The sequence below is a fragment of the Bacteroides uniformis genome (genome assembly GCF_025147485.1).
Lineage (GTDB): Bacteria > Bacteroidota > Bacteroidia > Bacteroidales > Bacteroidaceae > Bacteroides > Bacteroides uniformis.
Genome location: NZ_CP102263.1, coordinates 319,216 through 346,108 on the forward strand (window position 1 = coordinate 319,216; position 26,893 = coordinate 346,108).

Here is a 26,893-nt window from a genome sequence, read left to right on the forward strand (position 1 = left end):
GCTATCTTTTGAGCAGATAATCCTGATATGCTTTCCACATATCGGGCACGCCATAACCGTAGATGTTATCGGGAAAATCGGCACGGTCACCGGAACGGCGCACCAATTCCATCACTTCTTTTGCCGTAAGTTCGGGGCAAGCCTGCCACAAGCAGGCCACCATGCCGCACATAATGGGTGAGGCAAAAGAGGTACCGTTCGCCCTTCCCTGGTTGCCGTCCGTGCGTATCACGTCGGCACCCAGCCCGACGGCTACAATATCCGGCTTTATCCGATGGTCTGCCGTATTCCCTACAGACGAGAAAGGAGCCAGGACAGCCTCCTTGTCGACAGCGCCCACCGTCAACACATTCCCGGCATCGCCCGGAGGCGTAATCTTCTTCCAAGAACCGGCGCCCGAATTTCCGGCACTGCATACCAATACCATGCCCTTATCGGCTATGCGCGATGCCTGACGTGACATCAGCGCATGGTGCCCATCCAGATTGCGGAGCTTATAATTCTTGGATTTATCATCGAAAGCGTAATATCCCAATGAAGTATTGAGTACATCCACTCCCACGCTATCGGCATATTCCACAGCCGCAGCCCAGTAGTCCTGCTCTACCAGATGCTCGGAGTATTCGTCTTCGCTGCGCAGCAACCAGAAAGAAGCTTCGGGAGCCGTACCGGTCATGACACCGGGGCGGTTCATGGCGATGCACGAGAGCACCGCCATGCCGTGGCTGCTTTCGGCAAATATATCCGATTGGGGGTTCACAAAATCCTTCGTACCCAGGATGCGGATATTCTGCATGGCGGTTATCTTGTCGGCATTGTGGAAGCCCGCGTCGATAACGGCAATCGTCATTCCTTGTCCCTTGAAGCCTTCTTCGTGCAGCTTATCGCCATTGCTCAGCCGTATCTGGTCGACAGCCAGTCCATAAATGCTGTCGGGATGCACGCTCGGGCGGTTTATCAGAGAGTCGCGCTCCGTTGCCATGAACGGCCCGTCACCTCCGGGAGCTATCCATACCTTTTCCGTCTCCCGGACAAAAGGCAGAGCGGCAATGCGCTCCACCAATGCAGAGTCGTTGCAGGACACTGTAACAAAATTCTCCCACTTGCCGGTAACGACAATCTTCACGCCTTGCCTGCGAATCTCATCCACATACTTACGGCATACCGGAAGGTCTGTCGAGTCTATCGGAAGGTTCTGCTTGCGGCGGCGCTCAATCGCCTTTTCAGAAAGGAACGCTTCCGGATGTTCCAGCGAATACGTGGTGGCAGCCTTGTCCTTCAGGCTGATGCGATACTTCAAAGTGTCTTGCCGGGCCGATGCGCCTACAGCAGCCAAGATGAAAAGTAGAAGGAAAAAGAGTTTTCTCATATATCTGTGTTTTTATTATTTTCTGCAATATACATCCCGATGCCCCGTTGGGAAGCGATGAATGAGCCGCCAACCACACGCCGGCCGACGTAGAACACGGCAGACTGTCCCGGAGCAATGGCAGAAGCCTCCGACAAGAAGCGCACCAGCAGACGCCCGTCCTCCAGGCGCTTCACGGTGCAAGGGATGGGTTTGCTGCGGTAGCGGATGCGCACGGTAAGCTCTTCACTGCCAAAGAATTCCGCCTCGTCAATCAGGTTTTCCTCTTCGGCAAGCATGTATCCGGCTTTCAACTGCTCCGCATCGCCCAGCATCACGGTGTTCTTCTGCGGATTGATTTTCAGCACGTAGGCAGGTTTGCCCAAAGCAATCTCCAGCCCCTTCCTCTGCCCGATGGTGTAGTAAGGGAATCCTTTGTGCCCGCCCAGCTTGACGCCTTCCGAATTGACAAACCATCCCGGCCCCACCTCGCTGTCTATCTCCGGAGAGTGCTCGCGCAAGAAGTCGCGGTAGTCGCCCTTGATGAAGCAGACTTCCATACTTTCCCCTTCTTCCGCCTTGAGCGTATATCCTTTATCACGAAGATACCCGCGGACCTGCATCTTGGTGAACGCCCCCAGCGGGAAGATGCACCGCTTCAACACCTCCTGCCCCAGCCGCCAGAGGAAATAGGACTGGTCTTTCTTGTCGTCATCTCCGGCAACGATGTAAGTCTTCCCGTTCCGCTCCTCCAGACGGGTGTAGTGCCCGGTAGCGACGAACGCACAGCCCAGCCTGTCCGCCCACTCCGTCAGGATGCGGAACTTGAACAATGGATTGCACATCACACAAGGATTGGGAGTACGCCCCCGGCGATACTCATCAATAAAGTTCCGAACGATAATCCGGCGGAAAGCATCGCGCTCATCCGCCACATAGTGCTCAATTCCCATACTGTCGGCAAGGCTGCGGGCTTCCACCGGTTCGTCTCCCCACACCCACATGGTGAGACCGATTATCTCATAGCCCTGCTCCCTCAGCATCAGACAAGTGGCGGTACTGTCTATACCTCCGCTCATGCCGACCAATACTCGCTTCCCGGGTTTGTTCATATTCTGCAATTCATTTATATAGTCTGCAAAAGTACGCGTTTTCAAGCAGAATACACAGCTTTTTCGCTAAAGAGAAATGTATTTTCATCCTCCATCTCCTTCACCTTCTCCCTCAATCTTCCTATTCATCGGCTTTTGCGGTGAAACTCCTTTCCTTCGCGCTACCTCGCCCCGCAGGTGCTCCCGCATCTTCTTATCGACTGCGTACCGGTCTTTCACTGCACATTCCCTCCCCTCGGCATAACCATGTATGAATCAGCAGACAAGCACTGCAAAGACAGTGCATCCATTTTGCAGTAGCACTGCAACCGTATTTGCAGTGACGCTGCAACTGTTATGCAGTGACACTGCAACCCTTTTGCAGTGACGCTGCAACCGTTGTGCAGTGATGTTGCAGAAGTGAGGGAGTGAGGCTGATGAAGGGAGAAAGTGTCGCCGCGCCTTTACCGCAGTGAAGCCGGCAGCTGTCAATTGACGGCTGCCGAACCTTCAACGGGAAAGCGGACACAGAGTAAAAGCAGTTTCATCGCAAAAACCGATGAACGGGAAAGATTGGAGGGGGATTACTTCCTCAGCAGAACCGAGACAGTCTTCGCTCTGAAATAATCTTCGGACATGTAGAGCAGCCCTGCGTAGGCGCCATATCTTCCGTACGAATTCTTCAAGAGATAGTAGAAGCGTCCCGCCTCATCGTGCGCCGTGCCGATGAGGTGCATCATGTGGTCGTCTGTGGTAAGGAAACGCTCGAACTCATGTTGCCGCATCTCCTGTGTCACCGGATGCTGCGTCCAAAGAGCCATTCCCTGACGCGGACTGAAAGTATCTTCGCTCACATCTCCATGCCAAGCCACCGTCTTGCCGGCAGACAGCGCACGGCGCACCACCTGCTCCAACTCGTCCAGCGGAAGGTTGAAATAGCACTGATGCTCCCAGTTGTCCGGTACTTCCAATATAAAAGGGGTATAAAAAGGATGATGCGTGAAGCTCGTCAACTGCACATAATCCTCCGCCTTGAAGCGAAGCGAGTCGGCAAACGAACGGGCGGTATAGCTCCTGCCACGGTAGAGAAACGAATCGGGCACCGCCCCCATCTGCTCGTCCAGCAGGGCTACAGCGCGTTTCCTGTAGCCGGGGAGGTCGCAATGCTTCACGGCCTCCTCCGCCAGCTTCTTCAGTTGTTTCAGCAAAGCCCCGTGGTCATGCCTTTTGCTTCCCTGCCGTCGCCCCCGATATGCTTCCAACGGCAGCACACCGTCTTCCTCCAGCACACGGAGGAAAGAATGTCCCAGTCCGCCATTCCTGATTTCTTCCCTGCCGCAAGAGTAATAGTAGGCATCAAGCTGATTCAAGTATTTCTGCCTGACCATGTACATAGGCGACAGGCGCACGGTATCTCCGGGATGCCCCGCCAGCCAGTCAGACTCCAACAGAGAGGCCGAAGCATAAGTCCAGCAGGTAGAAGTGCGGCCCTGGTTCAGCGCCGGCGTATGGGCACACACTGCATCCGGTACGAAAACATGCGCCTCCAACCTCTTTTCCGTACGTGAACAGGCGGACAGAGCGAGGGAAAGGCATAAGAGGGGAAGTAATTTATTCATATGCAATCTATTAAATACAAAATTATTATTTCTTGTCTTGCCCTGCAAATATATTCATAATGAAATTAAAACTCAACCTATTCCGTACGCGTAATGCAAACCATTACGGAATATTGTAAAGAGCAACCATCTCTTTTGCTATATCACCCAACCGGCTACGCAACAATGAAGGCTGCAAAACCTCCACATCTGCCCCGTGCGAAAGCAACTCCTGCACAAAATCATACGTTGGCCGTATTCGGTATTCGTAAACGGTATGTCCTTCCGTAACTTCTACCGTACGTTGGGAATGATGCAATGGCAAGGCATCAAAATACTTGTCCTGAGGAGCGTAGACCTTCAACTGCACAGTCTCTATCCCTATATCATCATCTGCTACAATGCCAAAGCAGGCATCAAAATAAGACTGAGGATTGAATTCTTCCGGATAGTAAAACGTTTTCTCCGACACCTCCAAATCAAGAATACGGTCAAGCGAATAAATCATCACGCGATTATAATGCGGACTGCGTGCCACCACATACCAGCGCTGCCGGAACAATTTCAGACAATAAGGTTCTATTTCAAAGTTAGCAGGTACCTGTTGCCGAAAACTCTGATAGTCCACCTCAACAATCATACCGTCGCGCATCGCTTCAATCAGCGGAATCAGATACCGCTTTCCAGAAGGAACTTCTTCAAGCAAAATACGTGATTTTAGCTTACGGCTTTCAACTATCAGGTTGTCTACCGCAAACGAATTCAACAGCCACTTGCGCACACAACCTTTTTCCAATTCTTCTGTATCCTCTATATAATAGCAATAACCTCCACGCTTGATGCATTCAATATTGATGTCAAACAGCTCTTCTATCGCATCCCGATGATGATGAAAAGTACGGAGTGAAAGAGTTTCTCCACCACTTAGTTCCGAACGAAGCCAGCGAGCGTTGATTTCCTCGAATGTAATCTTACCCGCACGATGAATGGTCTCCAAGAGCCAAACATAACGACTAAAAAGTTCCTTACCCATATTGTTTTAACTTATAATTATTTATAGCCAAGTCTCAATCCTCAATTATCTTATACCAGAGTTCTGCCGCCAAATGGCATAATCCCTACCTACCTTTGCCGTAATCAAACCAATTCTAAAAACAACAGACCATGGACGTATACTCAAAAGAAACCTTTGAACTCATCCAATCAGAACGAGACACTGCCCGAAAACGGCACATACTGACAGCCATCGAGATGGAACTAAAACGAATTATCCCCACCACAACCATCCCGGGCCACCATTGCACTTATCCGCGTTTAGACAAAATCCAAGATAGAGAGACTTTGGATAGAATAGAATACCTCTTACACACAAGAAGCTATCTGCTGAACCAAATGTTCCTATGCAACCAGGCCGAAAAAGAACGTTTCAAACAAATCAATGAACTGCTTCTCGGACTGACCAGGCAAATGTATGCCCACACTGCTAATCTATATCGAGCCATGCACCAATCACTGAAAGACGAAACTTTTGATGATGATTGTGAGATTGAAGGTCGATTGCTGTTTAGCCACAACGGAAGCGAGTCCGTACTTGTTCTGGAAGAAGATATGTTCTATTCTTCGGACTTCAACCGCATAATCAAACTCATCGATACACTGCTCGATAAAAAAGGGCTTGCCGAGATAGAAAGTTGTTCCATTTCAAATGGCATCGACAATATACCGGATGTAACTGACAAAGCACTCGGTTTAACCGATGAACTCGATGACGAAACAAGCTGGGCAGAAGGCTGCTTGAGCAGGTCTGAACTGGAAGACATCTGCATTTGCCATGCAGTACACGACATTTGCACCCATAAGCCCTACTCTATCCCCGACCTATTGCGGATGAATGATTTCTGGGTGGAAGCCGAAGTGACATTCCAGCACTTTGCTTCCCAAACCAACGAGTAACGTCCAAACCCCTTATCTGCATCATCTTTTTCAGACATCAATAAGACAAGCTGTAAAAACATGCTGTTTGAAAAAACTGTTCCTACAATGTCTGAAAAAGATTTTGATTCCATCCACACTATCTTGGTCAGCGAATGGCGGCAAATGTATCAGCCAAGCTCCCTGCCATCTCTTCGATGTTGGTTCCTAAATAGGAATAACGCCGGGGATGGGAAGTCCATATCACCTTGGTAGAGTAGCCGGGCAAGGTATATACAGCCTGTAGCTTGTCCTTGTAATACACTTTCTGCCACTCAAAGTCCATACCCTCGAATACATCGTCACGTTCTTCCCAATTGAAAATGAAGATAAAATCCGGGTGGTAGGCTTCTATCACCGACTTCAATTTCTCAAAAGGGCGACCGGCTTCCCGGATTTGACAATAACCGTCCAAAGAAGTTATCGCTTCCCAATACCCTTCTTTCGATAAGCTGGTCTGCTGCTCTATGGCATTGATGTTTCCGTAACCAATCTCTTCGAGTATCACTTTGTCTGCGGCACTTATCTGCATTATGTCTTCAGTGTATCTGCCCGTGCGTATCAGTAGATGCAGTTTGGCAACCATTGTCCAAAAGGAACCGGCGTTATTTTTCCATCCCAACATTTTTTCAACATCTACACATGCCGCGTTTTTCCCCAGATAGTCTTCCAAAACATGATTCGTAAAAGCTTCGAAAAGTTCTTCTTGCTCCACCCAATAATAAGTATCCCTGCCCATATAGAATATTTTCACATCGGCATCGTTATATCGGGGCATCGTATAGGGCACAAATGGTCCCCATGGATACCCACAAGTATACAACGGTTGTGTCTTCTCGCAAAAAGCCTGCAAAAAAGGCTTGAAGTAATCTGTGTTAATACAGTTCATATCTTTAGCTTTTTAAGGTTGGCACAAAAAAATATACCGGTCAATCAAGTGCCGCGAAATCAAAATCCCCTCTGTTGCAACAAGCTTTCTCATAATCGAAGCTGTAGAGACGCATATAAGCCTCCTTCAGTTCTTTTGCACAATTACTGAAAGGATCCGACATATTGATTTTAGTCGTAACAATCACTTCCATCTCCGGTGTCAATACCAGACCATTTACTTTTTTAAGTCTCTTGGGCTTTACTTTAAATACTCTTGACATAATTACATTGTTCTCTAAATTCACCTACTCTTCTCGGTTTTCGGCATTTCCGGCTGTCATAACAAAAGAAAAAGGACACAGCACTCACTTTTTCCTATTTCTCCGGTTAGGTTCTGGTAAACCTTGAAATCAAAATAAGTAAAAGCAGCCTGTGCCCTTCGTGAGGGTACAAACCAACTTAGACCTATTGTTCTTGATTTCATGTTTAATTTACCAGATTTAACCGAATCGAACAATTGTCCGCAAGTTTGCAATATGTCTTGCCCGAAGGCTATTATTATCGTTTACATTCCAAAAAATCTTTTATTCAACACAAAGCTATAAAAACTTTTCCAAAATGCAAGCAGTAATCCCCAACATACCATGCAGACTACTTTTACTTTACCGCAAAAGTAGCTGCCGGATATGCCAAACAGTTGCATATCATCGCTTAAATGCAAGGCACTTCCGCCACAATTCCTAAACAGAAATTTATGTATCGGCATGAAAAGTTGCCTTACCATTCTCACTGCTGTATCTTACAGTATTACCGTCTCTACCCGATAATCCACTTACTGCCCGGTATCAACGAGATGAGCTTGGTTGCCACGAAACAACTGATAAACGTACATACCGCTATAACCGGAATGGCAGCCACGGTGGGCAATCCCAATGTAGACTTAAACACCGACACCCACAAGCCAAGCCAGAATATGTGCATAAGGAACATGCCGTAGCTGAGTCTCGACATTTCGGCAATGAAGCGCGGAGGTTGCGGAATGCTGATGCAACTGAACAGCAGAAACGTGCCTGCCGTCAACGCCACGCAATTAAGGGTGCAGAAAGCCCATCCCACCTCAATGACCGGCGTAGAATGAACCACTCCCGGAACAGCCTGGACATAGAACGACCATATGGTAGCCACCGCCCCGACCAGCATAAGCAGGAAACCGACCCACAGACGCAAGGAACGCCCCCAAGTAAGATGCACGCGGATATAATGTGCCAGCACAAGGTAGCCCAAATAACCCGAGAAATACCATAGCATGTGATATTCGTTCCAGAAGCACTGTCCCCACACCTCACCAAACCAACGGTTGAGGAAAGGTATGCAAGTAGAAACCAGGAACAGTCCGATGAAGAAACGTTCTTCTTTCGCCGAAACCTTCTCCAGCCACGGTGAGATGACCGGGATGAACAGGTAAAGGCCTATCAACGGATACATGAACCAGAAGTGTCCGGCAAGCATAGGAAAGTTCAGCCAGATGCGTGAAAGGTCGTTCATAGACTGTTCGCCGTCTATCTGTCCCCACAACATGGGCAACGTGCTGTACAGCACCATGAAAAAGATGAACGGCGGCATGATGCGCAGGAAACGTTTGCGGTAAAACTCCCAACAGCTTTGTCCCTTCTTCATAGGCGCAAGCAGGTAAGCCGAAACAATCATAAACAGAGGCACAGACATACGTGAGAAGCCATCGTAAATAGATACCCATAACCTATCGGCCTCGTTCTGAAGGAAAGCCTGCGGTCCCACCATGTCCGTAGAACCTACAGCTCCATAATAATTCTCGCTGGCATGAACCAGCATGACCAAGAAGCACGCAAACACGCGCACATAATCCAAAAAAGCAATACGTTTCATTTTATTTCAAGTTTTCTGTTTATGCAAAGGAGTTAAAGGTATCAGCACTTCACTACTGTCCGCATCATTCATCAATTTATTCTTTTGTATTCGGGAACGCAGTTATCCTTAACCGCGCCGCTCCCATGGGGATGAGTGTGATTTCTTCTTTATCGCCTCTCGCCGCATCCTCTTCGGGCAACACACCACACAACCCGGTTTCATCTATTTCCCATTCGGGAACCAATCGGCCGACAGCCTTCACCTCCAAAGGTACATTGGCCACCGTAAAAGGGTAGTCGTCAGCCGGCCATGATTTACGGATTACCTCGAAGTGCTTCAAGGGTTCTGTCTTGTCCAACACCAGCGAATAATTCCACGCGCTGCCGGGATATATCTCAGTAGTGGGCCATTTTTGAGGGTCAGCATCTTTCTGCCATTTAGAATCACCGATGGCCGTTTCGCGGCTGTCCTTCTCCACATATTTCTCAGCAATCTTAAGAGAGAGCGTGAGAGGACCGTAATCCACACTTACGCTGTTTTTATTGACCTGCCAGGTGCGCATGGACAAAGACATCGGAAACGTCAATTCCACGCGGTCCCCATCCGACCACTCGCGATGGATGCAGAGATACTTTCCTGCCACGGGAGCCGCATCCACTTCCTCACCATTCACGCGCACTTTCGCCTTTTGAGTCCATGAAGGAATCCGGAAATAGAACGGGAAGACGACTTTCCCCCCGGTAGAGACAGAAAAGCGGATGTCTTCCTCAAAAGGATAATTCGTCTCTTCGTGCAAAGTGATTTCCTTTCCATCAGCTACTTTCACCACAGCCTTGCAAGCTGCATAAAGAGCCGTTGCCACTCCATTGTCGGGAGTTGCCAAAACCAGATGTTCGGCAAAGTAGGGCCAGCCTTGTGCATGATTGTGCTGGCAGCAACGACTGCTGAAAGGATTCATCGAAAGAAACGGTCCGCGGTTGTCGATGCCCGGATGATGATTCTTGGAATCACTGACGACATGGTTCGGGCAAGTGATGTAGCGCAGCGCTTTAAAGTCCGGCATCACGGCAACCGGATAAGAGTTAAATGCCACTTCTTCGCAATGCTCGGCCCATAAGGGGTCGCCCGTCATGCGAAGCATAATTTCATCGGAAGCCATCTGCTCAACCAGCCCGCAGGTTTCCACCCCCTGGCGAGGGTCGATATATCCCAAACGGGCATTCTCATCCGCCCCGAACATGCCGCCGGGCACCTGCCCGAAAGTACGACGGATCAGCCGATGGACATTATAAGAGGCTTTCAGCATGGCAGAATCACCGGTCTGCATATAATAAGTGGCAGGCTCACGGAAACATTGAGCAATGTTTACGTTGTGCCAGTTGGGCAAAGAGGTCGACTGAGTCCAGTCCGCAGTGTTGCGATGAATCTTTTCGGCCAATTCGAGCAAAAAAGCATCTCCCGTATGGCTGTAAAGCCAGTAGATGCTGATGATATTATCACCTCCACGACTGTTCTCCCAAAAGTCTTCCAGAAGCCGGTCGTCGGGGACCGTCATCTGCCATTTAAAGTAGTTTGTCATCAGGTCTATGACACGCCGGTCCTGAGAATACTCGTAATAAGATTGCAGGCACCAGAGCATGATCATCTGTGCCCAAAGTTCGCGCTTCCCATTGCGTTCGTTGACCGGGCCGAAATAACCGTCCGGCTGGCAGCTGGCAAATACGCCTTCAATCCAGTATTTGGTTTCTTCTATCATCTCCGGATCATTCAGAATATATGCCAAACTGCTATACCCTTTGAGCCAATAGGGAACTTCCTCCCAACCATGGTCTCCGCCGGTCGTAAGCCAGGCATTGTCATCCTTTTCCAACCAAGCGCTGATTTCCCCTAAATGTCCGGTCAGGCCGTCGCGCTGCAACTCCAGAAATTTCCTTACCCAACCCTCGGGGCGGATGCTGCCTACCGGCAATTTTATAAAGTTCAACGGACGAAGCGGGGCACGGTAACCCATATAATTGGCATTGACAGCATGTGTATCCGGCCGGTCCACCACCGTCACCGTACCGGCAGAAGAGGCAGAAGTACAAGCCGTAACCGAAACTGTCAATGCCACGAAAAGGAGGGCAGCCACCCATGTATATAAGTTCTTCATGTTATATCTTAATCAATGTTATTCAATAAATCCACCTTCCCCTCATTAACCAACTTCAATATCAGCTCACCGAAAAGGGTGTTCTGCCAGGCAAACCAGGGGCGGGTGAAGTTGGTTGCATCATCCTTATGAAACGATTCGTGCATAAAGCCGGTACCGGCATCCGTATCCATCAGCATCTTGATGCAAGTTTTGATTTCGGCATCATCCCGGCTTGTGAAGGCTTTCATCATAATGCTCATGGGCCACACCATGTCATAGCCGATATGCGGTCCGCCGATGCCCTCGCCGGCTTTGCCGCTGAAGAAATAGGGATTGCTGTCGCTCCACACAAAACAGCGGGTATTCTGATAAATGGGGTCATTGACATCTACATCTCCCAAATAGGGCATGGCAAGCAAGCTGGGCACATTGGCATCGTCCATCAGCAGATGATTGCCGAAACCATCAACCTCGAAAGCATAGATGGTACCGAATTCAGGATGGTTGTAGGTTGCATAGCGTTTCAAAGCCATCTCCACCTCATCGGCCAAGGCACGGCAGTCGGCAGCCAGGGCAGTCTCCCTGTTCACTGTTTCCAGAATCTCGGCAGCCTTGCGCAAGGAAGTGACGGCAAAGAAGTTGGAAGGCACAAGGAACTGAAGCGTTGTGGCATCGTCCGACGGGCGGAAGCAGGACACGATGAGTCCCACCGGACGGACAGGAGCACCCAGACCGTCATTGTTCAGCGTATCGAGCGCACGCTCCGTCTTGCGTTGGAATTTGTAGGGACTGACACCCTCTTTGCGCTGCTGCTGACAAAAAGTAGTATAAATGTTGCGGATGGCTTCCAGCCATTCAGCACCGAAAACCGAAGTGTCACCCGTCACCTGCCAGTAGTGATAAGCCAACCGCAAGGGATAACAAAGCGAGTCGATTTCCCATTTGCGTTCATGCAGTTCGGGCTTCATGTCAGTAAGGTCACTCATCCAATGCCCATCGGGCAGCGCACCGTCGTTGTAGGCATTCGCATACGGGTCGATATTGATGCACTTGAACTGGCGCAGAATAACACCAGCCAGCATCTCTTTCAGTTTCGGGTCGTTGTTGGCAAGCTGCACATATGGCCATACCTGCGCCCCTGAGTCACGCAACCACATAGCATGGATGTCACCCGTATATACAAAAGTATCAGGCTTTCCATCGCTACCCTTGCGGAAGTGCACAGTAGTATCCAGCGTATTGGGAAAACAGTTGGCAAACATCCAGGAAAGCTTGCGGTTCTTCAAAAGTTTCTGTACACGGGCAATCTCTTTCTCCACGGCAGTGGAACGGAAAAGGCGTTGTTTCTCTTTAGGACGGTTAGAGGAATAGTTTCCGGCAGATGCCGTATTGTCCTGCACGGCCACAAAACCCGCATCGGCAAGAAGGCAGCTACCATTGGCAGCCTGAACCATCCCGGCAGCCGCAGCCAGAACAAGACTGAAACAAATCTTTTTGGAATTAAGACTCATATTTCTTCTATATAAATTTGAATTGAAAATTGCTATTAGTCAAGTGGGGTTTGGGTAGCTTTCACTCCCTCGAAAGTCATGCGCACCGGCTTTATCTTTCCTTTTTTGTCAAAGTACATCCGATCAATGCAGGTGGCACGGCTGTTTGCAGCCGTTTCTCCCAACGGGCGACGGTGGTAAATGATGTACCATTCGTCCTTGCCTTTTCCACGCACCACCGAATGATGTCCGGCACCGGTAGCTACACCGGCATCCTGCTGAAGAATTATTCCCTCGCGATGGAACGGTCCGAAAGGAGAGTCGGCAATGGCATAGGCCACACGGTAGTCGGGGCTTCCCCAACCGCCTTCCGACCACATGAAGTAATACTTTCCGTTACGTTTCAGCATGAAAGGACCTTCTACATAGTCCTGAGGAGTCACTTCTTTATAGACTGTGCCATCATCAAAAGGAACGACACCAAGTAAATCGGGAGACAGTTTCACGATGTTGCAATGCCCCCATCCGCCATAGTACATATAGTAAGTGCCATCGTCATCGCGGAACACAAACTGGTCGATGGGTTGTGCGCCATTCACAATCTTATCAATCAAGGGCTTGCCCAGCACATCTTTGAAAGGACCTGCCGGATTGTCTGCCACAGCCACACCGATACCGCCAATCTCAGAGTTGTTCTGTATGTCGTTCCCTCCGAAGAAAAGATAATAACGGTCATTGGCCTCGATGACAGCCGGTGCCCACAAAGCACGGCGCAGCCATGGGATGTTTTCCTTTGAAAGCACGCGTGGATGCTTGGTCCAATGCACCAAGTCGGGCGAAGAATAGGCATCCATAAAAGTCTGTTCATCATAAGGAGCGGAATATGTAGGATAAATCCAGAACTTCCCGTCCAGCACCACCCCCTCAGGGTCGGCATACCAACCGGGAAAAATCGGATTGCCGCTGCGTTTCTTTTGAACTTCTTCACCGGATTGCGCATAAAGAGAAGAAGAGGCACAAAACAATGCCAGGCAGTAAATAGTAAGTTTCTTAAGTTTCATGGTAAATAGGGTTTTCGAACAGTGATTTATCGTAAAAGAGAGAGGGTGTGCCAAAACGTTTTTCAGCTATCATTCCGTCAGACATTCGGCACACCCTCATCATTAATTGCTATGGTTTTGGCTTTGAAATCACTTCTTCTTTTTAAGCGTTTTCGAGAAGGAGTAAGGAGCGTCCTCCTCTCCTGCCCCACGCTGTTTGTTGGGCACATTGTCCATAGTGAAACGCAGTGAGGAGCCGTTCATCAGTTGCCCGTGCGTCAGATAGTTGCGTGTATAGTCAACGCCGTCCACTGTGAGTTTCTGCACGTAGCGGTTGGCGCGACTATTCTCAGGAGCTTCAATCGTCACAGTCTTGCCATTTTCCAAGTGCAGACGCACAGAACGGAAGAGAGGAGCACCCAGCACATACTGGTCTGTACCCGGACAGACGGGATAGAATCCCAAAGCTGAAAATACGTACCAGGCAGATGTCTGGCCGTTGTCTTCATCACCGCAATAGCCGTCGGGATTGGCATTGTACATGCGCTCCATGACCTCACGCAGCCAGTACTGCGCCTTCCACGGCTGGGAGGAATAGTTATAGAGGTAAATCATGTGCTGTATGGGCTGGTTGCCGTGAGCGTAGTTGCCCATGTTCATGATCTGCATCTCCCGGATTTCGTGGATGACACTGCCATAATAGCTTTCGTCGAATACAGGCGGCAGCACAAACACGGAATCCATCATCCGGTTGAAGGAATCCTTGCCCCCCATCAAATCAATGAGCCCTTGCGGATCGTGGAAAACCGACCATGAATAATGCCAGCTGTTTCCTTCGGTAAAGGCATCACCCCACTTCAAGGGATTGAACGGCGATTGGAACGTACCGTCCTCATTCTTGCCGCGCATCAGCTTGTGGGCAGGGTCGAAAAGATTCCGGTAGTTCAGCGCGCGTTTGGCGAAAGGAGCCAGTTCTTTCTTCGACTTGCCGAGCGAAAGTCCCAACTGGTAGATGCACCAATCGTCATAGGCATACTCCAGCGTACGGGCTGCATTCTCGTTGATACCCACATTATAGGGCACATAACCCAGCTTGTTGTAATACTCATGTCCCAGGCGTCCGGTAGAGGAAACCTCGGGATGCACATTCTCCGTACCGCTCTTCACGGCTTTCCATAATGTCTCGATGTCGTAGCCACGCAGACCTTTCAGCCAGGCATCCGCCACCACAGAGGCGGAATTGTTGCCCACCATGCAACCACGGTGTCCCGGACTGGCCCATTCGGGCAGGAAACCGCTCTCCTTGTAAGTGTTGGCCAATCCTTCCTGCATCTTGGCATTCATGGATGGATACATCAGGTTGAGGAAGGGGAAGAGACAACGGAAAGTGTCCCAGAAACCGGTGTCGGTAAACATATAGCCGGGTAGCACCTCACCATTATAGGGGCTGTAGTGCATTACCTGACCTTGCGCATCTATCTCGTAGAAACTGCGCGGGAAAAGCACCGAACGGTAGAAACAAGAGTAGAAAGTACGCAGACGGTCGAGGTCGGTATCCTGCACTTCAATGCGGCCCAGCACCCGGTTCCATTCGTCACGCCCGGCTTTCGCCACCTCTTCAAGCGTCCGGCCACCCAGTTCCTTCAAGTTCAACTCAGCCTGCTCGTGACTGATGAATGAGGAAGCCACACGTACATTCACCTGCTCGCCACGGAGGGTATGAAAACCGATGATGCCACCGGCATGATTGGCACCTGCCTCGGTGGTACGGGAATCAATCTTTCCGTCCTTCACGGCAGCAGTATAAGTAAAAGGCTTATCGAACTGCAATACAAAGTAGTTCTTGAAATTGCTTGGCACGCCACCGCTGTTCTTGGTAGTGTAGCCTATGATTTTCTTTTCAGCCGGAATGATTTTCACAAAAGAGCCGTTGTCCATGGCATCTACCACCACATAGGCTTCCTCCGTTTCAGGGAAAGTGAAACGGAAAGCAGCGGCACGCTCGGTAGGAGCAAACTCCGCCGTCACATCATGGTCGGCAAGATAGACCTTATAATAATAAGGAGTGGCAGTCTCGGCTTTGTGAGAAAACCAACTGGCACGCTCGTCCTGGTCGAAAGCCACCTTTCCGGTAACGGGCATAATGGCAAACTGTCCGTAGTCGTTAATCCACGGGCTGGGCTGGTGCGTCTGCTTGAAGCCGCGAATCTTGTCGGCATCATAGGTGTAAGCCCATCCGTTACCCATGGTTCCGGTCTGTGGAGTCCAGAAATTCATGCCCCAAGGCATAGCCACGGCAGGATAAGTATTACCCGTAGAAAGGGAATGCTTGGACTGCGTGCCAACCAAGGTGCTGACGTAATCCACAGGTGTAATCGGCTCATCAACCGGCAACGAGGCCGCCTGCATACCGCCAACAAGAAGGAGGGCGGTTCCCCATGCAAAGAGTCTTTTCATTCGTTTGGTAAATTTTGTCATTGTTTATTTTGCATCAACTTGCCTTCAAGCATCTTCATGTAATATCCGCCTATTACCGAGCGGGCCTTGAAGCCACGCCAGTTGGGTTTGTCGGTAAACACCCAGTCGGACATCGGCACGCGGTCTATCGTTTCGTTCATGAACTTATGCACCGGGACGATGAATTCACGGAAAGTAGCCTGGTCGGGAGCCATAGTGGCAGTCCACATAATCCAGTCGGTCTTGGTGTAAGTCTCACGATTGTCGAGGGGCAGACCATAGATATTCTGCTTGGCCAGATAATAAGGTATCTCCATTTCTGCAATTTTGCTGTCGAAGATGTCCAGTCCGAGCAGTCTGTCCCAAACCAGGTTGTACTTCTGGCTCCATGTACCCGGCTTGTCGAAAGTCAGGCGATAATGGTCGCCGTCGTTGGCCATGCGCTCCCATTCGGTAGCCATCTGGCGTGCCTTCGTTGTATAGGCTTCGGCCACATCCTTCTTGCCGAGCATTTCAGCCAACCGGCCATAAGAGGCCACTCCTAAAATTGCCTTGATGGAAAGATTGGTGTTATGCGCAAAGTGTCCGGCGAAGTCATCGGTACAGAGTTGGTTTTCAGGGTCAAGTCCCTTTTCCACCAGATAGTCTGTCCAAGTGGTGAGCACTTCCCAATGTTTGGCAGCATAGTCGGCATTGCCTTCTACGGCAGCAATGGCAGCTGTAAGAATCAGCATGTTTCCACTCTCTTCCACCGGCATATCGCCTCCGTAGACCTGGCCGTTGGCAAGAGGATAGGTACCCAAATCATGGGCGGCGAAGGGCTTGGTCCATTTGCCGCTTTCACTATAATGGAAGATACCGTTCATCATGCCCTTCTCCAGTTCCGGATTATAAATCAGATAGAGGGGAGCTGAGGGATAAGTCAGGTCCACCGTATTGATACAGCCGTTACTGTTGTTTTCCTTCGACAGCCACAACAGGTCACCGTTGGGGGCTTCCACCAGTTTGTGGGCGGCAATGGACTGACGGTAGGCCAACGCGCAGAGTTCGGCATATTCCTTGCCGCCTGCTGCTGAAGCGTCTTCCATCAACTTCTTATCGAAAGCATAGCAACGTGCCAGCAATTTGTCATACTCATTGTAGGCAGCCAGCATTTCAGCCTCGATGGTACGGTCGCCTTTTGAGTTCCAGTAAGGACGCAGGTTTGTACCGAAGTACTGGATGGAATAGATGTCGTCATAGCCCAGCATTATCTTGTCGGTAACATTCTTCACTTTGCCATGGCTACGCACCAAAGCCATGTTTCCATTGCTGTCCTCTCCCTCGAGCGAAGCTGAGTTCAAAGTTCCGTTCACGAAGTTCTTGCGCAGTTCGGTACTGTTGCCGACACTGTATGCAGTGTTTTCCTTGCCGGCAACCATGTAGAAATATCCCCAGTCAATGCGGAGGTCATCGCCCTGCTTTGCCAGGATGTTCTGTTCCTTGCTTCCACTCTTCAGGTAGAGCAGCCCGTCAGCTTCATATCCCTTGCTTGCAGATTGCTGGTAAGGCTGGTCGAGCGCCCAGCGCGGAGAAGCCTCAAAATACACCTCCACTTCGTGTTCCCTGCCGTCACGGGCAGCAACACTATAAGTAAGGTAATTCACGGGACGGCTCAGCAGCTTCAGGTCTTCCATAAAGAGAGGTGCCGTGAAGGTGACTTTCAGGTCGACACCACCACAGGTAAAAGCGTAGTGTGTCTGCATGGGCTGCACGTCGGCAGAGGTCTGCACGGCTGTATTGCCAAACACAGTTTCCAGATGTTTCGGAATCTGCAGGCCGAAGTCGAGCAAGCCGTTACCAACCGGATTGATACATTCGGCGGCAATGATGTTGTCGCCCTGCTTCAAAACCGCCAAAGCCTCATCGGGAAGTTTCACGACTTTGTTCTTGTTGCACGTGGTTCCTGTGCCGTGTATTTTCACTCCGTTGATGTAGAATACGGCATCGTCATCGTTGGAGAATTCCAGATAGACAGGTATACCGGTCAAATCACGGTCAATATTTACCATACGGCGCACCCAGATATTACGGGTTCCCCACTGGGTTTTTGCCGTAGGCTCATTTTCCTTGGTACCAAAGGCACCACGGTCTGACTTCCATTTGGAATCGTCGTAACCCGCAGAGGTCCAATCGCCCGCAGGCTTCTCCGTGGTATACCGGCCCGTCCAATCGCCTTGCTGCGAGGTGGGCACGATGGCATTCATCTCCAATTCCTCGGTTCCCATAAAACGGTAGGAAACACCGTCTACCTTCACCACGCCAATCAGTGGGAAATCCTTACCCGTCCAATGGCGAACGGGGCTGTCATAAAGGTTATCGCTCATGGACCATGCACTGGCATAAGGGTCGATGGTAACAAGCGGGTAGGCTGGAGCTCTCAAGTCATTCTTGACGACTTCATAAGACGTATCCTTGTCACTGCACGCAAAAAGGCATGATACCAACAAGGTGTATAAAAGCTTTTTTCTCATATTGTTTATATAAAATAATTGTTTATGTTGTTACACTTAAAAAAATAAAAGGCCTGAGATTACCAGCAAAACTTCACCGACACTCCGTCAGGATTATTCTCAAACTCTATCAAATATGTATGGCTTGCTGCATGCCAACGCTTGGCATCGAATACTTCTCTGCCGTCGACTGTCACACTCTTAGGACAACGGGGCAGCAGCACCCGCGATACGTTTGAAGTCTCGGCAGGACTTTTCGCCACATAGGAGTACCGGCCTTTTCCGCGTTCTTCCTGTTCTTCGCGACTTGCTGAAGCCAGAACCTGCGGCTTCTTCTTACCGGCTACACGTTCTACATTCAGCAACAAGGCTTGCTCACCCGGATTTATCCGCTTGGAAGTGTAGATCGGTAATTTGGGGTCGAAAAGGTCAATCAAACATCCTTCCACAGTAAACGGCTCGTCGCTCACGCTTTCTTCAAGCACAGCAGCCAAGTCGTAATCTCCCCTTTGCAGATAGAAGTTATTTTTGAACTCCAGCTTCCCCGCTTTCGCATTCTGCTCGTACATTCGGGCCGCAAGATACAAAAAATCTTTGTCACCGCCTTCATGCAGGACATAATCTTTAGGGTCGGTACGGACAATACATACGGTTCCCTTACCGTAACTGTATTCTCCCTGTTCCGGTCTGGCAGGAAGTCCCATCTGCTCAAAAAGATGTGCGGAAGGAGTAGTATAGTTATGCCCGTTGGTATTCCACCATTCTCTTACATTCTGAAAAGGGTCGTTGTCCGTCCCGCTGTAAATCAGCACTCCGCCCTTCTTCACCCAATCGGCAATGTGGCTGTGCGCTTCGGACTCAAGCGGTTTCATGTTTGCATAAGTCATCAGCAACACTTTTGTGTCAGCCAGCGCTTCTTTATAGCCGAGGTTCTCAATGTGGACGGTCTTGACGGGCACACCTCGTTTGAGCAAAGGCAACGCCTGACCGTAGAAGTTGGCAAGTTGTGGGTCTTCATATCCGTTGTGCGTAGGGAAACGCTGGAACATCAAAGAATTTGCCATCAGTACGCTGAATCCTTCGCTTCCGGTCAGTTTATTATCGGTCAGAGGCATACGGTTCAGGGCGTTAATCATCACTTGCATCTGTGTGGAATAGAAACGGGGAATGCGTTCTTTCTTGTCGCTATTGGCACTTGTACGGTATAGCCCTTCGTAGATACGTTCCGGCCAAGGCATCACTTCGTAATCGGCTATGTTGGGATAGAGCAATTGCGCCGTAAAGGTGGCCTGATAATTCTTCTTATAGTCTGCCCAGTCACGCGGCCAGTCTTCAATAGGATCTGTCAGAAAGAACATCTTACGACCGGTGGGAGCAGTCATCGACTCCATGGAACCATACTCCAGATAGGCAGTCTCGAACACACGCTCACGTTTGCGACCGTCAAAGAAATTCGGCTCGCGCGAAGTTCCGGTCCATACCTGAGCGATGTAACCGTCTACACAAGGAAGTGAAGCAAGACTTGCTTCCGGACTGACAATCTGCCATTGCGAATAGTTCACCAACGAGTGGGTGGGAACGTAGCACTTCACGTCCATCCCTTTGCTTTTACCATATTCCTTGGCAAAGGTGAAGACTTCATTCAGTGCACGATAGTACAAGTAATACTTGAGTTTGCTCGACAAGTAAGTGTTTTCCGGAGATTCATGTTGCGGTCTCCAGTCGAAGCCATAGTATTTTTTCCATTCTTTCTTAAAGGACTCACTGTAACCGGCTCTTGCCCAGAATTCCGGTTCCTCCATGAAGATGGCATCCACGCCGGCGTCGATTACTCTCTTCACATGTCTCTCTTTCAGATAACTTAAAAAATTCTCCGATGGTACGATATAGGGCACCATGTGACCGTGCCATATCGTGTCTCCGGCCTGCGTGACCTGCCCTTCGTCCAAATGCCATTTCCCGTCCCATTGTCCGGTGAAATAGTCCTGATATTCACCCCAGGCAATACCGGTCATAAAGTGTATGATATATCCACGCTCTTTCCAGGACTTTACCCGGTCCTCGAAAGACAGCTTGCGTGACTTGTCCGAGGGATTTCCCCCTACTCCATACACCATCACCGCATCGGCCCTGTTGTCGATGGAAGGCTTCCACTCGCGTGAGGTTTGAAAAGTGGTCTTGACATTATCCTTGGTTTGGGCACTTACGGAGATGCCTGTTGCCAAGACAGCCAAACTTATCAAAAAATGTTTTTGCTTCATATTGGTTTCTCGTTTTTATGGTATTAATCATTACTCTTGCCATTATAGTGGCAAAAGATTGCCTATATACAGGCAAGACCGTGCCACTATAGTGGCACAGTCCCGGCTGTATGTCATCAGGCTACGGAATAAGCACTTCCATCGGCTCGCTGTAGTTCCAACGGCGTGTACCGCTACCTACGGGTGTGTCGTAGTTAATACGTGCGGCAGCGCGTACAAACACTTTGCGGCCCGAAGGTACGTTACCGTTCGACTGGATGGTAACTTCCTTCCCCAATAAGCCCTCGAAACTCTTGCCTTCATAGTTGATGCTGCTCGACCAACGCTCGTCGCGTGCCCGGTAGCCTACTGTGTTTGAGTAGCTGACGAAGAATTGGATGTCGGTCACGTTCAAGTATTCGTCCTTCCAATTGCCCATCGGCTGGATTTTCTCACGGAAGACCTCATCCGACACGCCGCGTGTTACGCGTACTTGTGCCTTGATGACACCGTTGCTCACCTGCGGATTGCCCACAAACTCGACGTTCAGGAAGGGCTGCACCTCGAACTTCACTTTCGTCGTGCCACTGATTTCAGTATTGACAGAGCCGTCGTGAAGCAAGGTACCGTCTGTATTCTCACGTACTAACGGAATGAACGGACCGTCGATACGGACATTATACTCACCCTTGAAGATTTTCGTGTTCTGGAATGTACCGTCCATCATGCAGTAAAAATCCGGGTTGTGTTGCACATTGTCACCCCAACTCAATTCGGTCAGGCGGACACGGATGCCCTCACTGCCCTGGTCGGTCAATACACGCTTACCGGTCGCTTCATCTACCACCTCACCCCAGATAGTCTCGGAAGGTTCCTCATAGTTGTCTATTTCGAACATACTACACGAGGTTAACATGAACAGGGCGCTGAATAAGCTATAGAATATTGTCTTTTTCATACGTTTTAAGTTTTTAAATTATTGAGTTTTATCGATTAGGCTGCTGGTCAATCACAGGACTCTTAGAAACCTCACCACCCGGAATCGAGAAGTAATAGTCCAAAGGAGTGTAGCCAAAGTCTTTGTCACCGGCAGTCGTATAGTTGAAACAAACGTCGAAGAACCACTTGCCTGTCTCCGTCGAATAGAACGGATAGATACCACGGAAACGATAACGGGTCGTGTTGCTGAAACGGTCCTTGTCACGTTGCTCACCCCAGAATCCGTCGCGACCTTCATAGTGGTTCACACGCCAGCGGCGCAAATCCCACTTGGTCTTATGTTCGAAAGCCAACTCTTTGCGGCGTTCCTTGCGGACGATGTCGCGGCTGTCGATTGTACCAGCCAGTGAGGAAGTCAGTAACCGGGCACCAGCACGTTCGCGGATGTCGTTGATAGCTTTCGTTGCAACACTTAGCATATCCGTGTCGTCCGGCGAAGATACACCAGCCAGTGAAAGTTCCACAGCAGCCTCGGCCGCATTCAGCAACACCTCGGCATAACGCATCAAGATGAAAGGTTGTGCACTGTTACCTTCCCGGGGAACAAATGCAGGGTCAGGATTCAACCATTTACGTGCCAACAGACCGGTCATGGCACTTCCACCATCTTCATAGAAAGGACCGTTCTGACCGGCAGCCTTCATCGTAGAGCCGTCGGGCAGGGTTACAATTTCCTGCTGGTCTTCCGATTTCGGACTGAGATAAAGCGTTTTGGGCTTCTCTTTATAAGCACTCAGATGGTTGTACTTAGTAGTGGCCGAACCATACGAATAGTCGCTAAGAAGTGGCTTGATAGGCGTGGAACCCGTATAAACACCGGCATAAATCTCAATCTCCTTGCCTTTGAACATATCACCGGGGAAGATGACATAAGCACGCAGACGAGGCTCAGCATTTTTGTAGTAATCCATCGGACTATCATACATAACGTAGTTGCCTTCGGTAGAAGAATTGCCCGTCGTCACCTTCAGGGTACCATCAGGATAACGGTCGAAACCGTCGAACAGCTCTACAAAGTCGGCTGTCGGGCAAACGCCACAATTCAACGGAGCCTTGAAGGTAAGCGGCAGATTGTAAGAATCGTAAGCGTGAGTGCTCGTGGGATAAGCGTACTCCTTCACATAGATGTTCTCAGGATTATTACTGAGATCGGAGAACATATCTACCATATTCTGATATTGCGCTTCCGGATCGTTAGCAGCCCATTTCTTCTTGTAAAGTGAATATACACCGCTTTTAATCACCTCTGAAGCAGCTTTGTAGGCTTCGGTGAAGTACTTCTTGGATGCCTCTTGCCAACGGCTTTCATCGAATCCAATCACACGTACGCCCGTTTTGGCACCCAAGCCGGTCAGACGGCCGGTTACCGTTTCATTGTATTTAGCTACACTACCTGCATAGAGCATCGCTTCCGACTTGAAAGCCAGAGCCACGTACTTGTTGCTATAGCCGCTCTTGGGACTGCCGGGCATCATCAGTTCGATGGCCTTGTCATAGTCAGCCAAAACCTGATTCCAAGTTTCTTCCTCACTGGCACGGGGCACTTCCAAGTTGCCGTCTCCGGGATACTGGATGACCTTTGTTACCAAAGGGATACCACCGAAACGACGGGCCATGGCGTAGAAGACCGTGGCACGCACGTAATAAGCTTCACCCAAATAGTGATTGTAGGTAATCTCGGCGTAAGAGCCTTGGTATTTCGGCAGGTTCTCAATCAGGTAGTTGGCATCGCGCAACAATTCAAAAGCTTTACCCCAGTAAGCATTGTCTTCACCGGTAAACGCACGGCAAATACCATCGCGGTTCATTGCTTCGCCGGTACCATCGATACCGATAGCATTCAGCCATCCGTTAAAATTCAAACCCCATTGAGACAGATATTTGAAATCTTCCCACGGCATATTGCTATATAGACGCGCCATGTAGATGTCCATACCCGATTCGTTGGAAAGCAACGACTCGGAAGTCACGATATTTTTGGGAGCAATATCCATATCGACACATGAAGTGGCGAGAGTCATGCACAACATCGCGGATATCAGTTTATGTTTCATATTTACTATTTTTTAGGTTTATATCATTGATTACTTAGAAAGAGAGGGAAACTCCCAGTGTATAGGTCTTGTTCAACGGATACATACGGCCCAGATCGTCATCGGGATGCTCAGGGTCAACGAACTTCACGCCAGTGAAAGTCAACAGGTTGTAAGCATTGGCATAAACACGCAGGCTGGCATTGGGAATCTGCTTCAGTTTTGGGAAGGTATAGCCCAACTCGATGCTCTTCAGACGGAGGTAAGCAGTGCTTACGCGGTTGAAAGCAGAATTATTTTTTGCCCAACGGCCTGTGTAAGCATAGTGACCGGAAGTCCAGACTGTAGAAGGATCATAGGGATCGGCTTTCGGGTCTACAGGATGCCAGCGGTCGAGGAACTGTGTCAATGCACCACCGCCATTCTTACCCCAAATTTCGTGCAGAGGCTCTTTGTATTCCATAGAACCCAGTGCAGAACCTTGCAACAGCATATTGAAGTCGAAGTTCTTCCATTGCAGGCCGGCATTCAAGCTGAATTGCAACCACGGAGTCTGGTCAAAGGCAAACGGATGTTCGTCCTGACCGTTAATCTCGCCGTCACCATTCCAGTCTTCATACTTATAATCACCCGGCAGGACGTCGCGTTCCTTGAAGCCGTAGTAATTCCAAATATCGTTCCAACTGGTGTAACGACCGGCGGAAGTATAACCAAACTGTACCCCTTGATAACGGTTCGTCAGGTTGTCGTTGCGCCAGCGATCATACGAGTTGGCCCAAGGTCCTTTTTCCGAAGCAGTCAGGTATTTCTGACGGGTAACGGTAGCAATACCCTTCAGGTTATAGCCTACTTCACCAATCTTATTACGGTGGGTCAGCTCCAATTCCATACCGAATTGGCGGTCGCTGTCCAGGTTTTCACGCGGAGCAGTGGCACCTACCACGGTAGGCAGGGCACCGGTACGGCGAGCGAAACGGCCGGTACGCAAACGGTTGAAGTAGTCGAACGAAACACCCAGCAGACCGTCCCATCCTTCAAAGTCGAAACCGATGTCGAATGTCTTCGATTTGAACCAAGTGATGTTCTCGTTAGGCAATGCCATAGGACTGGCTGCACTGATAAACTTGCCGCCGAAAATGTAGCCCGGCGAATAACCGTTGTAGTCGCCGTTGGCCATGTTGCCGCTAGTCGAAGGATAGGTGTACCCCATAGCCCAGTCATAATTCAGGTCGCCGTCATCACCAAGTACACCGTAGCTGGCACGCAACTTCAACTGATTGACAAACTTCAGAACATCGATACTCTTGAAGAAAGGTTCTTCGGAGATTCTCCATCCAGCCGATACGGAGGGGAAGAAGCCCCATTGGTGTCCCTTGGCAAACTTGCTGGAACCGTCGTAACGGAACTGTGCTTCCAGCAGGTAGCGGTCGGCAAACGAGTAATTGATACGGCCTATCAAGGCTTCGTTGGCCTGTTCATAAAGGTCGTTATTACCGGTCTGCATGGCACCAATCTGGCCTTCGGTCACACCTGCCAGCAGGTAAGGCATGGAGAATGCTAGGTCGCGGACAGCGTAGAAGTTGTCGCCGTTGCGTTTCTGCACCTCCCAACCAATAACACCACCCACGTGGTGAACATCGTTAAAGGTGCGGTCGTAGTTCACTGTGAATTGTCCCAACATCTGCGACTTGTCATAAAACTCGCGGCGCATGTTGCTGGGCGAACTTTCGTTATAGACTTTCTGCTTGTAGGTACCGGTCTGTTCGTCATAAGCATACTGGTAGTACTCTTTACGGAAAGCCTCGTTGTTGTCGGCACGGTAGTCGTAACTGAACATGGCTTTGGCAGTCAACCCCTTCAATACCGGAGTGTATTCGCCGAAGTCTGCCGTCAGAGTAGCCGAGGACTGGAAATATTTCTGTTTGTACTTCTTGTAACCGGAAATGTCGGCCGTCATCATGGCCACAGTGTTCTGTTCCATATCCAAACCGTTGTAGTTCAGCATTGTTCCCTCGGGATCGGCGTATGCCGGATAGAGAACACCTTGACGCCAGTAGTTACGGATGATGTCTTGTGAGCTGGTGTAAGGCGTGTTGCGTTCGTCGGAGATACCGCTCACGCCGAGTTCGAACTTTATACCTTTAGCAATTTCAGTCGAAATGTTAGAGCGCAGGTTGAACTTGTTGTAGTTCAAGTCTCCTGAGCGGAAGATACCTTCCTGATAGAAGTAGCCCATGCTGATGTAGAACTTCGTCTTCTCGGTACCACCGGAAATACTGATGTCGTGTTGCGTTTGCGGAGCCACGTTAGAGATAATCAGGTCGTTCCAATCCGTTGTACGGCGCGTGCCGTTGCGGAATGCTTCGAAACTCTCTTCGCTGAAAACCCATGAACCGCCGTTGATGTTATTCATCGACATTTCGTTGAACAGTGTCATAGATTCATAAGGATCACACAGTTCAGGCATACGTGAAGGCTGTTGGAAAGTGTAGGAACCGTTGTAAGAGAATTCCGTTTTTCCTGCTCCTCCTTTTTTAGTAGTCACCAGCACTACACCGTTGGCGGCACGTACACCATAAATAGCGGCTGAAGCATCTTTCAACACAGAAATGTCATCAATATCCATTGCATTCAAACGCTGGAATTCTTCCGTGCTCCGGGGAATTCCATCGATGATAATCAATGGAGCACCCATACCGCGAACATCGAAACTGTTGTTGAAAGTTCCGGGTTCAGAGCTCTTCTGCCATACACGCAAACCGGGAATACGTCCCGTCAGCATGTTCTGCGGATTTTCGTTCTTGGTCTTTATCATATCCTGACCTTTTACGGCAGAAACGGCACCCGTCACCGATCCGCGACGCTGTGTTCCGTAACCTATCACCACCACTTCGTCTATCATCTTGGAATCGGTTTCCATGATGATATTGATAGTGGTACGTCCGTTCACTTTCTCTTCCTTGTCTTTCAATCCCACATAAGAGAAGCTGAGGATACCGTTCGCGGGAGCACTGATGGTGTAGCGTCCGTCAATGTCGGTAATGACACCGGTGGTAGTACCTTTCACCATGACGGCAGCGCCAATGACCGGCTCGTTGGTATCGTCCATAACTATTCCCGAAACGGAAATAGAGTTTTGTGCGAAAATATCTGCCGGAATCAGCATCAGAAGTAACGCCATAACCATGCAGGATAATCCTTGTCGCATCTTGCTAAAATTCTTCATAGTCCATTATTTTTAAA

General features: G+C 49.7%; 17 protein-coding genes. 1 reads left to right on the forward strand and 16 read right to left on the reverse strand.

Annotation, left to right across the window (positions count from 1 at the left end; all coding sequences use genetic code 11):
• Position 1: 1 nt before the first annotated feature.
• The 4 genes from NQ510_RS01360 to NQ510_RS01375 form a co-directional block, all read right to left on the reverse strand.
• Positions 2-1,369, reverse strand: a complete 1,368-nt coding sequence (locus NQ510_RS01360; RefSeq protein WP_005829736.1) for a S8 family peptidase — start codon at positions 1,367-1,369, stop codon at positions 2-4.
• Positions 1,366-2,460: a tRNA 2-thiouridine(34) synthase MnmA gene (gene mnmA, locus NQ510_RS01365; protein WP_005829733.1), complete on the reverse strand. Its 1,095-nt coding sequence runs from the start codon at positions 2,458-2,460 to the stop codon at positions 1,366-1,368. Before mnmA ends, NQ510_RS01360 begins: the two co-directional genes overlap by 4 nt.
• A gap of 563 nt (positions 2,461-3,023) precedes the next feature.
• Positions 3,024-4,058 (reverse strand): C1 family peptidase, encoded by a 1,035-nt coding sequence (locus NQ510_RS01370; protein WP_005829726.1) that lies wholly within the window; start codon positions 4,056-4,058, stop codon positions 3,024-3,026.
• Positions 4,059-4,161: 103 nt separating this feature from the next.
• A complete protein-coding gene (locus NQ510_RS01375; protein WP_005829725.1) occupies positions 4,162-5,070 on the reverse strand; it encodes a helix-turn-helix transcriptional regulator in 909 nt (302 codons plus the stop codon).
• Positions 5,071-5,201: 131 nt separating this feature from the next.
• On the opposite strand from NQ510_RS01375, the gene NQ510_RS01380 reads away from it, so the two are divergent.
• A complete protein-coding gene (locus tag NQ510_RS01380; protein WP_005829722.1) occupies positions 5,202-5,990 on the forward strand; it encodes a hypothetical protein in 789 nt (262 codons plus the stop codon).
• Between the two features lie 127 nt (positions 5,991-6,117).
• Here NQ510_RS01380 and NQ510_RS01385 read toward each other — a convergent pair whose 3' ends face one another.
• The 12 genes from NQ510_RS01385 to NQ510_RS01440 form a co-directional block, all read right to left on the reverse strand.
• Entirely contained in the window at positions 6,118-6,897 is a 780-nt protein-coding gene (locus tag NQ510_RS01385) for a hypothetical protein (RefSeq protein WP_005829720.1), read from the reverse strand.
• A 40-nt stretch (positions 6,898-6,937) separates the two neighbouring features.
• Positions 6,938-7,159 (reverse strand): DUF6140 family protein, encoded by a 222-nt coding sequence (locus tag NQ510_RS01390; RefSeq protein ID WP_005829718.1) that lies wholly within the window; start codon positions 7,157-7,159, stop codon positions 6,938-6,940.
• A gap of 535 nt (positions 7,160-7,694) precedes the next feature.
• Positions 7,695-8,783 (reverse strand): acyltransferase, encoded by a 1,089-nt coding sequence (locus NQ510_RS01395; RefSeq protein ID WP_005829712.1) that lies wholly within the window; start codon positions 8,781-8,783, stop codon positions 7,695-7,697.
• Between the two features lie 76 nt (positions 8,784-8,859).
• The gene (locus NQ510_RS01400) at positions 8,860-10,917 is read right to left on the reverse strand and encodes a beta-L-arabinofuranosidase domain-containing protein (RefSeq protein ID WP_005829711.1); all 2,058 of its coding nucleotides are present in this window, start codon (positions 10,915-10,917) and stop codon (positions 8,860-8,862) included.
• A gap of 8 nt (positions 10,918-10,925) precedes the next feature.
• Positions 10,926-12,410 (reverse strand): glycoside hydrolase family 125 protein, encoded by a 1,485-nt coding sequence (locus NQ510_RS01405; protein WP_005829710.1) that lies wholly within the window; start codon positions 12,408-12,410, stop codon positions 10,926-10,928.
• Positions 12,411-12,445: 35 nt separating this feature from the next.
• On the reverse strand, positions 12,446-13,450 hold the full coding sequence (locus NQ510_RS01410; protein WP_005829709.1) for a glycoside hydrolase family 43 protein: 1,005 nt from the start codon (positions 13,448-13,450) through the stop codon (positions 12,446-12,448).
• A 129-nt stretch (positions 13,451-13,579) separates the two neighbouring features.
• Entirely contained in the window at positions 13,580-15,886 is a 2,307-nt protein-coding gene (locus NQ510_RS01415) for a GH92 family glycosyl hydrolase (RefSeq protein ID WP_034525873.1), read from the reverse strand.
• A 17-nt stretch (positions 15,887-15,903) separates the two neighbouring features.
• On the reverse strand, positions 15,904-18,399 hold the full coding sequence (locus NQ510_RS01420) for a glutaminase domain-containing protein (RefSeq protein WP_005829705.1): 2,496 nt from the start codon (positions 18,397-18,399) through the stop codon (positions 15,904-15,906).
• A gap of 59 nt (positions 18,400-18,458) precedes the next feature.
• Positions 18,459-20,639, reverse strand: a complete 2,181-nt coding sequence (locus NQ510_RS01425; protein ID WP_005829703.1) for a hypothetical protein — start codon at positions 20,637-20,639, stop codon at positions 18,459-18,461.
• A gap of 121 nt (positions 20,640-20,760) precedes the next feature.
• Positions 20,761-21,576, reverse strand: a complete 816-nt coding sequence (locus tag NQ510_RS01430; protein WP_005829701.1) for a DUF3823 domain-containing protein — start codon at positions 21,574-21,576, stop codon at positions 20,761-20,763.
• Between the two features lie 28 nt (positions 21,577-21,604).
• The gene (locus NQ510_RS01435; protein ID WP_005829699.1) at positions 21,605-23,671 is read right to left on the reverse strand and encodes a RagB/SusD family nutrient uptake outer membrane protein; all 2,067 of its coding nucleotides are present in this window, start codon (positions 23,669-23,671) and stop codon (positions 21,605-21,607) included.
• 34 nt (positions 23,672-23,705) lie between these two features.
• Positions 23,706-26,876, reverse strand: a complete 3,171-nt coding sequence (locus NQ510_RS01440; protein WP_005829697.1) for a SusC/RagA family TonB-linked outer membrane protein — start codon at positions 26,874-26,876, stop codon at positions 23,706-23,708.
• Positions 26,877-26,893: the final 17 nt, after the last annotated feature.